12 protein-coding genes and 2 tRNA genes are annotated in these 12419 nt (G+C 47.2%); 4 read left to right on the forward strand and 10 right to left on the reverse strand.

The window, feature by feature from the left end; genetic code table 11:
* Positions 1–501: 501 nt before the first annotated feature.
* The 3 genes from M2387_RS00785 to mdtK all read right to left on the reverse strand — a co-directional run bounded on the left by M2387_RS00785 (position 502) and on the right by mdtK (position 2235).
* Positions 502–578, reverse strand: a tRNA-Val gene (locus M2387_RS00785).
* Between the two features lie 13 nt (positions 579–591).
* Positions 592–668: transfer RNA gene (locus tag M2387_RS00790), tRNA-Val, on the reverse strand.
* A 193-nt stretch (positions 669–861) separates the two neighbouring features.
* The gene (gene mdtK / locus M2387_RS00795) at positions 862–2235 is read right to left on the reverse strand and encodes an MdtK family multidrug efflux MATE transporter (protein WP_259046586.1); all 1374 of its coding nucleotides are present in this window, start codon (positions 2233–2235) and stop codon (positions 862–864) included.
* 302 nt (positions 2236–2537) lie between these two features.
* Here mdtK and M2387_RS00800 point away from each other — a divergent pair, with 302 nt between their 5' ends.
* Complete coding sequence (locus tag M2387_RS00800) at positions 2538–3179, forward strand: riboflavin synthase subunit alpha (protein WP_259046587.1); 642 nt, start codon at positions 2538–2540, stop codon at positions 3177–3179.
* Between the two features lie 76 nt (positions 3180–3255).
* Here M2387_RS00800 and cfa read toward each other — a convergent pair whose 3' ends face one another.
* Both cfa and punC read right to left on the reverse strand, forming a co-directional pair.
* Complete coding sequence (cfa, locus tag M2387_RS00805; protein ID WP_259046588.1) at positions 3256–4404, reverse strand: cyclopropane fatty acyl phospholipid synthase; 1149 nt, start codon at positions 4402–4404, stop codon at positions 3256–3258.
* A gap of 254 nt (positions 4405–4658) precedes the next feature.
* On the reverse strand, positions 4659–5861 hold the full coding sequence (punC, locus tag M2387_RS00810; protein ID WP_259046589.1) for a purine nucleoside transporter PunC: 1203 nt from the start codon (positions 5859–5861) through the stop codon (positions 4659–4661).
* A 113-nt stretch (positions 5862–5974) separates the two neighbouring features.
* Between punC and punR the strand changes: the two genes are divergently transcribed.
* Complete coding sequence (gene punR / locus M2387_RS00815; RefSeq protein ID WP_259046590.1) at positions 5975–6898, forward strand: DNA-binding transcriptional activator PunR; 924 nt, start codon at positions 5975–5977, stop codon at positions 6896–6898.
* Positions 6899–6909: 11 nt separating this feature from the next.
* Here the strand turns inward: punR and purR are convergent, their stop codons facing one another.
* Positions 6910–7935, reverse strand: coding sequence for an HTH-type transcriptional repressor PurR (gene purR, locus M2387_RS00820; protein WP_259046591.1), 1026 nt, complete (start codon positions 7933–7935; stop codon positions 6910–6912).
* A 291-nt stretch (positions 7936–8226) separates the two neighbouring features.
* On the opposite strand from purR, the gene cydH reads away from it, so the two are divergent.
* Entirely contained in the window at positions 8227–8316 is a 90-nt protein-coding gene (gene cydH / locus M2387_RS25855; protein ID WP_299996175.1) for a cytochrome bd-I oxidase subunit CydH, read from the forward strand.
* Positions 8317–8379: 63 nt separating this feature from the next.
* On the opposite strand, the gene M2387_RS00825 is transcribed toward cydH, so the two are convergent.
* Positions 8380–9225: a C40 family peptidase gene (locus M2387_RS00825; RefSeq protein WP_259046592.1), complete on the reverse strand. Its 846-nt coding sequence runs from the start codon at positions 9223–9225 to the stop codon at positions 8380–8382.
* 400 nt (positions 9226–9625) lie between these two features.
* Here M2387_RS00825 and M2387_RS00830 point away from each other — a divergent pair, with 400 nt between their 5' ends.
* Positions 9626–9967 (forward strand): Grx4 family monothiol glutaredoxin, encoded by a 342-nt coding sequence (locus M2387_RS00830; RefSeq protein WP_259046593.1) that lies wholly within the window; start codon positions 9626–9628, stop codon positions 9965–9967.
* Positions 9968–10052: 85 nt separating this feature from the next.
* Here M2387_RS00830 and rnt read toward each other — a convergent pair whose 3' ends face one another.
* The 3 genes from rnt to nemA all read right to left on the reverse strand — a co-directional run bounded on the left by rnt (position 10053) and on the right by nemA (position 12401).
* The gene (gene rnt / locus M2387_RS00835) at positions 10053–10712 is read right to left on the reverse strand and encodes a ribonuclease T (protein WP_259046594.1); all 660 of its coding nucleotides are present in this window, start codon (positions 10710–10712) and stop codon (positions 10053–10055) included.
* 95 nt (positions 10713–10807) lie between these two features.
* A complete protein-coding gene (gene gloA, locus M2387_RS00840; protein ID WP_259046595.1) occupies positions 10808–11215 on the reverse strand; it encodes a lactoylglutathione lyase in 408 nt (135 codons plus the stop codon).
* 82 nt (positions 11216–11297) lie between these two features.
* Positions 11298–12401, reverse strand: a complete 1104-nt coding sequence (gene nemA / locus M2387_RS00845; protein ID WP_259046596.1) for an alkene reductase — start codon at positions 12399–12401, stop codon at positions 11298–11300.
* Between the last annotated feature and the right edge of the window lie 18 nt (positions 12402–12419).

Below are 12419 nucleotides of genomic sequence, written 5' to 3' on the forward strand. Positions count from 1 at the left end.
ATTTTTATCCCGGCGATGCTGACTACCGAAACTTAAAAGAATATGGATGTTGCGCAAAGCGTACATGTTAAGGATAGGTGACAGAAAAGAAGCGTGCAGAAGAATATTTGCTAGAGGTTTAGCGGAAGATGATTGGGATAGTTTTCGTTGTATTAAGAAGGAGTCCAATCTGCTGAAACCTTTCAAGTTAAGAACGCGCGTATTATAAAGAGTTATTGGTATGAAAGGAATGAAAAATGATTATCACATGAAGAAAGAAGCACTTTATTTACCTGAAAGATCAGTAGATAGTGCTATTTCGGGCTGTTGATCGCAAATATGTGTAAAAAAGTATCAACCCCGGAGCGCAAATTTATCATAAACCTGATTTCTATTGCGCATGTGAAATAGTGCTTTATCTCAAACGTACCAGAAACAGTCAGCAACATTCATGCTGGAGTAGGTTTGGATTTTCAGGGAGTGGAGTAACCGAGAAGAGAAATTCATTTAACGTTTGTTAAATGGTGCGTCCGAGTGGACTCGAACCACCGACCCCCACCATGTCAAGGTGGTGCTCTAACCAACTGAGCTACGGACGCACTGTAAAGATGATGGTGCGTTCAATTGGACTCGAACCAACGACCCCCACCATGTCAAGGTGGTGCTCTAACCAACTGAGCTATGAACGCAATGTGTCTGTGTGACAACGGGGACGAATATTAACGGCACTGTTGCGTGCTTGCAAGGGGAAAAATACAAATTTATGCACTATTTCAATCAACTGTCGAGACTCTGCGCAGAATGCTGATAAAACAACCGTTTGAATTACAAAAAACATCGCCCGGGCCTGTTTACTCAGACCCGGACAACAGGAGTCAGCTATTAGCGAGCAGCACGCTGTAAAATCAGTTCCGCGGGCTGGCGCTGTAACCAGCGTACGCGCAACATCATCATCACCGCTGCGGCGCTCAGGCCGATAATAAAGCCTATCCAGAAACCTGCTGGCCCCATTCGCTCAACCACCAGATCGGTTAGTGCAAGAACATAACCACAAGGAAGACCCAGCACCCAGTAGGCAGTGAAGGTAATATAGAAGATAGCCCGGGTATCTTTATATCCACGCAAAATACCGCTCCCGACAACCTGAACAGAGTCTGAAATCTGATAAATTGCGGCCAGTAACATCAAATGGGTTGCCAGCGCAATAACGGCAGGATCGCTGTTGTACAGTAAAGCGATAGGCTCGCGGAACGTGATGGTGAACAACGCCGTTAGCATCGCCATGCAGATACCCACTGCAATACCGGTTCGGGTCGCAACCTGAGCCTTTTCTGTGGAGCCCTGGCCGAGATAAAAACCGACACGAATAGTGACGGAAACCGCAAGCGATAGCGGTAAGACAAACATCAATGAACTGAAGTTAAGCGCAATCTGATGCCCGGCAACATCGACAATCCCCAGCGGGGAGACCAGCAATGCGACGACGGCAAATAATGTCACTTCAAAAAACAAGGCAAGGGCAATAGGTAAGCCAATTTGCGTCAGGCGTTTGATAACGTGCCAGTCGGGTTTACTGAAAGAGGAGGGGTTTTTAATGTCGCGCATTGATCCTGCTCTTTTAGTATAAGAAAGCATACAAAAGAACATTGCCCAGTACACTACAACGGACGCAACGCCACAGCCGATCCCCCCTAATTCTGGCATACCAAAATGGCCATAAATGAAGATGTAGTTAATCGGAATGTTAACCAACAAACCAACAAAGCCTACAACCATGCCGGGTTTTGTTTTTGATAGCCCTTCACACTGGTTACGTCCAACCTGATAGAACAGGTAGCCTGGAACGCCCCAGAGTAATACGCGCAGATAAATGACCGCTTTGTCAGCCAGTTCAGGATCGACATTATCCATCGCATGAATAATATAGCCTGCGTTCCAGAGCACCATCATGACGAGTATTGAGACAAAACCGGCCAGCCAGAAACCTTGACCCACTTGATGGGCAATACGATGACGTCGTCCTGAACCATTCAGTTGCGCAATTGTCGGGGTTAACGCCAGCAACAAACCATGGCCAAATAAAATGGACGGAAACCAAATCGAGGTGCCAATAGCGACCGCCGCCATATCCGTGGCGCTGTATCCTCCCGCCATCACGGTATCGACAAACCCCATAGAGGTGAGTGCGACTTGCGCAATGATAACGGGAATAGCCAGAGTAAGAAGCTGCCGTGCTTCAACAAAATACTTCTGCATGAGAGATACCTGATTATACCGTTCATAAAACAGATTATCCGGCGACACGTTGAAGTTGTGTATGCAGGTAAGTTGAATTATTTAGGGTATCTATTAAAGACTTAAAAAGCCGCGATTTATGGCGACTATAAGATGAACTTATACTTAATCGAGTCTATTGTAGCGAGAGTTTATTTATACACCAGTGAAAAATAGGTAATGATAGATGATTGCTGGCACGCTTTTTTTTCAACTGATAAAGTGTGCCAATAGTCAGGTATTTTTATTACGGTAATCCCGGATTCATCGTCAGGAGTTAAAGCATGTTTACAGGTATTGTGCAGGGTATTGCTTCCCTGGTGTCTATTGAGGAAAAATCTAATTTCCGTACCCATGTTATTGAACTACCAGAAGAATTACTGCCAGGTCTGGAAACCGGAGCCTCAGTGGCACACAATGGTTGCTGCTTGACGGTCACGGCAATAGAAGGTAACCGAGTCAGTTTTGATTTAATTAAAGAAACGCTCCGTATTACCAATTTGGGTGAATTAGAAGTCGGTAGCGTCGTTAACATTGAGCGTGCTGCGAAATTCAATGACGAAATTGGCGGGCATTTAATGTCCGGGCATATTGCTACAACGGCAGAAGTTGCGAAGATTTTAACCTCAGAAAATAATCGTCAAGTGTGGTTCAAAGTTCAGGACCAGTCGCTGATGAAATATATTCTGCATAAAGGCTTTATTGGTATTGATGGTATTAGCCTGACGGTCGGGGAAGTAACGGCAACACGCTTTTGCGTGCATCTGATCCCAGAGACGCTGGAACGTACCACGCTCGGGAAAAAGAAACTGGGTCAGCGCGTGAATATTGAGATTGACCCGCAAACTCAGGCAATTGTTGATACGGTAGAGCGGGTGCTGGCAACGCGTGCAGTAAAGCTGTCAGAAACAGCAGAAGACGAATAAGCTGGGATTAAAGATGCGTGCTGGTCTTTCCGGCACGCATGAATAATCCCGTTTTGTGCTCGCAAGTCAGATTTGACTAACGCGCGACGCGGAGCCCGTTATCAGCCCCTCTGCTAAACAGAATCTGCCAGAGCTGAATATCCCGAGCCCGAAAAGCGCCGGCGCAGGCATTGAGATAATAGCTAAACATGCGATAGAAACGCTCGCCGTAATTCTGGCTGATTTCTGGCCAGATATTGTGAAACCGTTCAGCCCAGGCCATCAGCGTTTTGTCATAATCGGCACCAAAATTATGCCAGTCTTCCATCACAAAATGTGGCTCACTGGCGGCAGCAATCTGACAAACTGACGGTAGCCGACCATTAGGGAAAATATATTTATTAATCCATGGGTCAACTTTATCGTGGGATTGATTTGAGCCGATGCTGTGTAACAGGAAAAGACCCTGTGGTTTTAGATTACGGTCCACGACATCAAAATAGGTGGCGTAATTTTTTGGCCCGACATGCTCAAACATACCGACGGAGACTATTCGATCAAACTGTTCGTGAAGGTCGCGATAATCCTGGAGCAGGATAGTGACATCCAGTCCCTCGCAGCGTTGCTGTGCCATTTTTTGCTGTTCGGCTGAAATTGTGACGCCAAAAACAGAGACACCATAATAGCGAGCTGCATACTCAGCCAGTCCTCCCCAGCCACAGCCTATATCCAGTAGTTTCATACCGGGTTTTAGTTCTAGTTTTTCGCAGATGAGTTTGAGTTTGGCGTTTTGTGCCTCACTGAGATTTGTGGCATCTTTCCAGTAGCCACAAGAGTATTGCATATGCTCATCCAGCATTCGCTCGAATAAGTCATTTCCCAGGTCGTAATGCTCTCTGCCTACGATCCATGCACGTTTTTTAGATTGTAAATTCACTAATTTAGCGGCAGCAATACGCAGTGTATCTTTCAGATGGTGGGGGAGCTGGTGTTCAAGACCTGCGTTAATGGCTCGGGTAAAAAAAATATCCAGCCGCTCACAGTCCCACCAGCCATCCATATAACTTTCGCCAAGCCCCAAAGAGCCTTCCTGCAGCACTCGCTTATAAAAATCGGGATTATGCACCTGAATATCAAAAGGGTGTGATCCATTCAGCGTGATCTCTGCGCGTCCCAGCATTTCACTGACGATACGATACCACTCACTGTCCCGTAGATTTTCTTCTTCTATACACGATGAACTCATAGCTTCTCCATCACCCATTTTGAATAAACGCCAGGATACTGGTCATTAATCTGGCGGCTGTGAGAAATGTCACGGACGTTCCGTGAGCCTGAAATCCTGCGTCTGGTAAAGGGGAGATACCCCGTTAGAAAGCCTTAATAAGGCTAAGTCTTATTATGAGTGTAGTCAGAATCAGTCCTGATAATTCTTTTTTTTATCAAAACTGATTCATCATTAGCAAGATGATTATGCATCTTTATCAGGGGGGGGCATTGTTAATCCGTGCTGGATACCAGGGCCTCTCGTTTCTTGCTGGTGGTTGAACGGTACTGCAGCATATAACCTAAACCGGCGAGTACGATAGTCACGAGCATGACCACTGTGGTCGTCAACAGTGGCGTAATGATAAGCCATGAGACCACCAGGCTTGCAAGGAAACAGAGCCCGAGCTGCAAGGTATTTTGTAACGCCGCTGCTTTACCGCTGGCATGGGAGAACGGGAGGAGAGCCGAAGCCACCGCAATGGGATAAATAGCACCATTAGCCATCGCCATCACACAGAACGGAATCAAGACAAGTGTCAGCGTGGCATGACCACTGACAGCGACAGCCCAGGTCGCCGCCGTGCTCAAAGCGTAGAGTACCAGTAACCAGGGAAGTAAGGTTTCGCCTTTAATTTTTTGCAATGCGCTCCGGCAGCCGTACCCGCCGATTAAAAATGCAATGGTCTGGGGCATATAACTTAAACCAATGGCGGAAGCGCCATAGCCCATTTCGCTAATAATAAAAGGTGAACCGGTTAACCAGGCGAAGAAGCTGGCTGAGCAGGCGGCGTAAATCAATACATTACCACTATAGGTACGGGACCGTAGTAAGGAGAAGAAGCTGACTTTTTCTTTATTCTTATCCTTGGGGGTGGGTTTTGCGGGCCGCGATTTTAAAAATAATGCCGGTATCATTAGTATCAGCGTCACGCCAAACAGCACCGCAAAGATGGCCTGCCAGTCATAATGGTTAAGCAACCAGCTCCCAAGCAAAGGCGCCAGAGCAGGGGAAAGCCCCACCAATGGCATTATGGTGGCGAAGACACGGCTGGCACGATGGGCGGGATAATGGTCGGTCACCAGGGCCTGCCAGCTTACTGCGGCAGAGCAGACTCCAACTGCCTGAATAAAGCGCAGAACCAGAAGCTGGGTAACGTTTTCTACCCACAACATACCCAGGCAGCTTACCGCAAAGATACTTAAACCAATCAACAGTACGGATTTACGGCCGTATTTATCGGATAGTGGCCCCCAGGCTAGCTGGGCAAAAGCAAACCCTGCAAGGAACAGGCTGAGGCTGGCACTGATAGCCGAGGCATCACTGCCTAAATCTTGCTGAATAGCTGGGAAGGCGGGCAAATACATGTCTGTTGCCAGAAAGCCAAGAACGCTCAGGCCGACCAGCCAGATAAGAAATCCCTTTGACGGTTGCATATTTTTCTCTTGTTTTAGGAGCAGGTGAGTGAGTCAAAAGTCTACGGAGTGGAAATATTGTTGTGAAACGCTAATATTTGATTATTGTATTCAAAAATTTTGCAGGCAAACCTATGTGGTCTGAATATTCTCTCGAAGTCGTCGATTCGGTAGCCCGTAATGGCAGCTTCAGTGCAGCGGCTCAGGAGCTTCACCGTGTGCCTTCGGCGATTAGTTATACTGTTCGTCAACTGGAAGAGTGGCTCGCTGTTCCTTTGTTTGAACGCCGGCATCGGGATGTGGAACTCACCCCAGCCGGGGTCTTTTTTTTGAAAGAAGGCCGTTTTGTTGTCAAAAAAATGATGGTAACGCGTCAGCAATGCCAGCAGATAGCGAATGGCTGGCGCGGGCATCTGGCGATTGCGGTCGATAATATTGTCAAACCACACCGTATCCGGCAAATGGTTATTGATTTTTATCGTCATTTCCCTGATGTCGAGTTACATGTTAGCTGTGAGGTTTTCAATGGTGTCTGGGATGCGCTGGCTGACGGCCGGGTTGAGCTGGCAATTGGCGCAACTCAGGCAGTACCGGTTGGTGGGCGTTACGGATTTCGTGATATGGGCGTCTTAAGCTGGCACTGTGTGGTTTCTGCCACACATCCTCTGGCACAATTACCTGACGGCCCCATGAGTGATGAGGTGCTACGTGACTGGCCATCATTGATCCTGGAGGATACTTCGCGTTCGTTGCCGAAACGCACGACATGGCTTCTGGATAACCAACGTCGTCTGGTGGTGCCTGACTGGACATCGGCGATCGATTGTTTGAATGCCGGGCTTGGTATCGGAATGATCCCGTCCCATATTGCCAGGCCCTGGCTTGAAAAAGGTAGTCTGAAACCGTTACAGCTGGAAAACCCGTTCCCGGACGCGGCTTGCTGTCTGACCTGGCGGCAAGACGATCAGTCGCCTGCATTAAACTGGTTACTGGATTATTTGGGAGACAGCGAGACCATGAATCAGGAGTGGTTACAGGAGTCAGATACTGAGTTCTGACTCCTGTAGGACTAGCGACGATAATCGATAAACGGACCATCGGCTACTGAGCGGCGTTCAATAATCTGCGGATGAACTTCGATGGTTTTAGACTCTTCACGTTTATTAATAATACGGTCAAGCAGCATATTCAATGCGGTTTCACCGAGATGCTCTTTGGGCTGATGAACGGTGGTTAATGCCGGAGAAAAATAACGTGAGTTTCTTATATTGTCATAACCAATGATGGAGATATCTTGCGGAACGCGTAATCCCATTTCATCAGCAGCACAAATAGCGCCCATCGCCATGACATCGCCACCGCAAAAGACCGCGGTAGGACGATTTGCCTGATTTAATAGCTGCTGCATCGCGCGATAGCCCGACTCTGGCTCAAAGTCACCTTGAACAACCCAGCTATCAGGAATCGTCAGATTAGCCTCTTCCAGTGCTTTCATAAAACCGGCATGGCGACCGCCACCGGTATTACGCTCCAGCAATCCCGGAATAGCGGCAATATCACGATGTCCACGTTCAATCAGATAGCGCCCGGCCAGGTAGCCACCATGGAACGCGTTATCAATAACAGAGTCAGTAAAGTCAGCGCGTGATTCACCCCAGTCCATCACCACCATCGGAATATTGCGATACTCTTCCAGTGTCGTCAGCAGATCGTCAGGATACTCTGAACACATCACGAGTAACCCGTCGACGCGTTTTTGCGCCATCATCGACAGATAGGCTTTCTGTTTTTCAAAATTGTTATGGGCATTACCGAGAATGAGCGTATAGCCTTTTGCAAAGCAGTGATTTTCAACCGCCTCGATTATTTCTGCGAAATAGGGCGCTTCACTTGAGGTTGCCAGCAGGCCAATAGTTTTGGTGTGGTTGACCTTCAGGCTGCGTGCTACGGCGCTAGGGGAGTAGTGCAGCTCTTTAATCGCTGCCCAAACCGCATTACGCGTTTCTTCCGCCACAAATCGTGTCTTGTTAATAACATGTGACACAGTGGTAGTGGAAACGTTTGCGCGCTTCGCTACGTCTTTAATTGTTGCCATTAAATGTCACTCCAGACCATCCAGACCATATTGAAACCTCCTGAGGTAAACGTTTGCCTTCGCCAGTTCCCGCGATTTTCATCAAGTCGGGTCTGTCGGAATACGATATCGGATGGGGAAGGCATACTGCCAGATATCGGGTAATAAAGTAGCAGGGGATTTTGGCCGATTCTGATCAAAAGTGAAAGCAGAAAAAAGCTGTTATTATCAGAGATAACATGATTTTTTTACGCAATTGTGGGAAAATCATTCAAGCCCTATTTTTTATAAGGTCATAAAAGGAGAGTAGTGATGAGTACCGACCTGAAATTATCTCTGAAGACGACAGTTGTTACATTAGCTCTGATTGTTATTGTAGGTTTTATTGCAGTACTGAACTAATCAGTCTGAGGGGCCCGTAATCTGGCCCCTCAATGCTTTCGGTGAATGATAGTAGATACACCTTTAACGCAATGTTTTGGCTGTCATTACCCGGCGAGCACCAACGTAATGGCGTTGCCAGTAGTCTTCACTCAACGATGTAATCTGTATGTCACGACCACTACGAGGTGACTGAATAAACTTGCCGTTGCCGACGTAAACACCCACATGATCGGCCGTGCCTCGCCCCTGAATACGGAAAAACACTAAATCACCGCTTTCAAGTTCGCTGCGATTGATTCTGGCAGCATCCTCAAGATGATACATTTCGTTGGCGGTACGCGGGATCTGGAAGTTCACCAGATCTTTATAGGCGTAATACACCAGACCGCTACAGTCAAAACCGGTCATCGGAGAGGATCCCCCCCAGCGATAAGGTTTACCTAACTGTCCCATCAATTTAGTCATCGCCGTTTTTTGTGCTTTTTGTACCCGAACTTTATGGGCTTGTGCCAGCGTCAGATTTTTGGTTTGTTTAGGTTTAGACGCGCAGACTGTTTTTTGCCCTTTTTTATTCACGCATTTGTCTGACCGAACAGCTGTTTTAAGCTTTGCAGCCGAAGTCACTTTTGCCGTGGTTTTTTTATTCACTGTACGGGATTGTTTAGTTGTTTTTGTGACAGGCTTTGATTTGTTGATTGAGCGAGTTTTATTAGTACTGGTACTCGCCTGGCGCTGCTGTTTTTTAGGTGGGGTGGTTTTGCTATTGTGTTGCCGGTTTTTCTCTTTACTTTTTTTAGCGGTGCTGCTCGATGAATTTTGCGTCAGCTCAGTGGTGCGGGTTTGCTGAGAAGCTTGAGTTACCGGTGTCCAGGACAAAGCCAATAGCAGAGTACAGAGAGTAAGAGAACGTATTTTTATCCGTGCCACTCGTCAATCCTCTGATGAAAGAAAACATGATGGCTTGCATCATGTACGGTCTATCCCCGTCATACTGCAAATTATTGAGGGGAGATATAAGCGAAATTCGTTATTCGTTGTTCTGTATAAGTTAAACGCGTTAATTCTAATGCATAAACGCCATTTATGTTAATAGCAATAACCAATGAAAAACGCATAATGTTATCTACCGCTAGTAATTTAAACAATCAGGGCTGCTCACCTTGAGTCTATGGTGGATTTAAGGCCTGATTAAGCCAATTTTGCTGCTAATTGCAGCAGCGATTAATCTGCCGTAAATCCCACATAAAAAATGTTGTTTTCTGGCATGGACTCTAATGGATACAATGAGCGGCTAGAGTTGTATAAAAAAGTCTGAGGAAGCATAACAATGAGCACATTAGAAAAAATTCAACGCCAGATTGCAGAGAACCCAATTCTTCTCTACATGAAAGGTTCCCCAAAATTACCAAGCTGCGGTTTTTCTGCACAAGCAGTGCAGGCTCTGTCTGGCTGTGGTGAGCGTTTCGCTTATGTTGATATTTTGCAGAATCCGGATATTCGTGCCGAATTGCCAAAATATGCCAACTGGCCGACTTTCCCACAGCTGTGGGTTGACGGTGAGCTGGTAGGCGGATGCGATATCATTATTGAAATGTATCAGCGCGGTGAATTACAAAGCCTTATCAAAGAAACCGCAGCAAAGTATCCTGATACGGACGCGGATGCTTGATTTAAAGAGCCAGGCTGAATAACTCAGCCTGTCTTCCTCCTGGCCGGTTCCTGGCGGACCGGTCATCATTCTACTATGATGTTGCTTAACTGGTTGATTCTGGAGTTTCAGGAATCGCTAACGGCCAGCCTCCCATACGCTTCCAGCGATTGACTATCTCACAAAACAAAAGAGCTGTTTGCTCGGTGTCGTAAAGGGCAGAATGCGCCTGCGAATTGTCAAAGTTTAATCCTGCTGCGTTACAGGCTTTGGCCAGAACGGTTTGTCCAAGGGCAAGGCCGCTCAGAGCTGCAGTATCGAAGGTGACAAAAGGATGGAAAGGGTTACGTTTTAATGATGCGCGCTCAGCTGCGGCCATGGTAAAACCGTGATCAAAAGTCGCGTTATGTGCCACCATAATGGCACGGCTACACTCAGTTTCTTTCATGCCTTTACGCACTGCTTTAAAAATGGCATGTAAGGCTTCATATTCACTTACAGCACCACGCAGTGGATTATGCGGGTCAATACCATTGAAGGCGAGGGCTTCGGGTTGCAGATTCGCACCTTCAAAGGGCTCAACATGAAAATGCAACGTCTCATCAGGTAGCAACCAGCCATCTTGATCCATCTTCAGTGTGATAGCGGCTATTTCCAGTAACGCATCCGTTTTGGCATGAAAGCCAGCGGTTTCAACATCAATAACCACCGGGTAAAAACCACGAAAACGTTCGCACAAGCTATGCAATTGCGTGTTGTCTGACATCTGATTCTCTTAAGACGGGGAAGATACAAGGCGTATTATGACAAATTTTAGCGAGGGATGCAGTACTGGACGCAGGATACGTCCAGCAACCTGAATTAGTGACCTAAACCTTTACCCGCATCTTTTTCTTCGATTAGCTCAATTTTATAGCCGTCGGGATCTTCAACAAAAGCGATAACGGTAGTGCCCCCTTTGACCGGGCCAGCTTCACGAGTCACATTTCCGCCATTATTACGGATACGTTCGCAGGCTTCAGCAGCATTATCAACACTCAGAGCAATATGACCGTAAGCGTTGCCCAAATCATAACTGTCAACACCCCAGTTATAAGTCAGCTCGAGAACAGCACCTTCGCTTTCAGGGCAATAGCCCACAAATGCAAGTGTATATTTATATTCGGTATTTTCACTGGTACGCAGTAAGCTCATGCCCAGCACTTTGGTATAAAAATCGACTGAACGTTGTAAATCACCAACACGCAGCATGGTATGGAGTAAGCGCATATTGTCCTCATTAAATGAAATCATGCATTACAAGATATGCTGAGTATAGCGGCGATGATACGCCGCTATCAATGGATGACTGTTATTCAGACCATACCGGGTAGTCAGTATAGCCTTCAACACCACCGCCGTAGAAGAATTCCGGGCGCTGTTCGTTCAGCGGACGATTATGCTGGAAGCGTTCCACCAGGTCAGGGTTCGCAATATAGTCACGGCCAAAGGCAACCGCATCGATAAGCCCCTTATCAATCAATGATTCGGCTTTCTCAAGGGTATAGGCGCCGGCGCCAATAATGACCCCATCAAAGTGCTCACGTACCTTCTGACGGAATTCCTCGGTATAGGGTAAGCCACCAGCCCAGTCAGACTCAGACAGATGGATATAAGCAATACCACGTTTATTCAGTTCATCAATCAGATACAGCGCATCTTCTTCTTCATTCTCACCGTTATCGACATTCTGGAAACTTCCGACTGGCGACAGGCGAATGCCAATACGGGATGCTCCCCATTCCGCACTGACGGCATCCACGACTTCCAGCAGCAGACGTGCGCGATTTTCACGACTACCGCCATACTCATCGGTACGCTGGTTTGCGGACGCTGACAGGAATTGGTGCAGTAAATAACCATGTGCGCCATGCAATTCAAGCAGGTCAAAACCCGCTTCCCTTGCGCTGGCTGCGGCATGGCGAAAATCTGCAACGATACCTGGGATCTCGCTTAACTCCAGAGCACGAGGAAGAGAAGTATCGACCCGAATCGGCTGACCATTTTCGTCACGCAGTGACGTACGGGTGCCAGCACTGAGCGCAGAAGGGGCGACCGGCGCTTGCTGGTCGGGCTGAATACTGTAATGGGAAATTCGTCCGGTGTGCCAAAGCTGGACGGCAATATGTCCATTTTTCTGGTGTACGTCAGCAGTGATTTTTTTCCAGACAGCAATTTGCTCGTCAGTATGCAGGCCCGGTGCTCCGGCATACCCTTTGGACTGGAAAGATATTTGAGTGGCTTCAGTGATAATCAGACCAGAGCTGGCACGCTGCTGATAATATTCAGCCATTAATTCTGTAGGAATATCGCCAGGCTCGATGCTACGCAGGCGAGTCAGAGGTGCCATAAAAATACGGTTAGCTACAGTAACAGCCCCAATTTTCAGTGGGGTAAAAATTTTTGCAGTGGACATATATGCCTCTAATAGACC

The organism is Klebsiella sp. BIGb0407 (assembly GCF_024807845.1).
Classification (GTDB): domain Bacteria; phylum Pseudomonadota; class Gammaproteobacteria; order Enterobacterales; family Enterobacteriaceae; genus JGM124.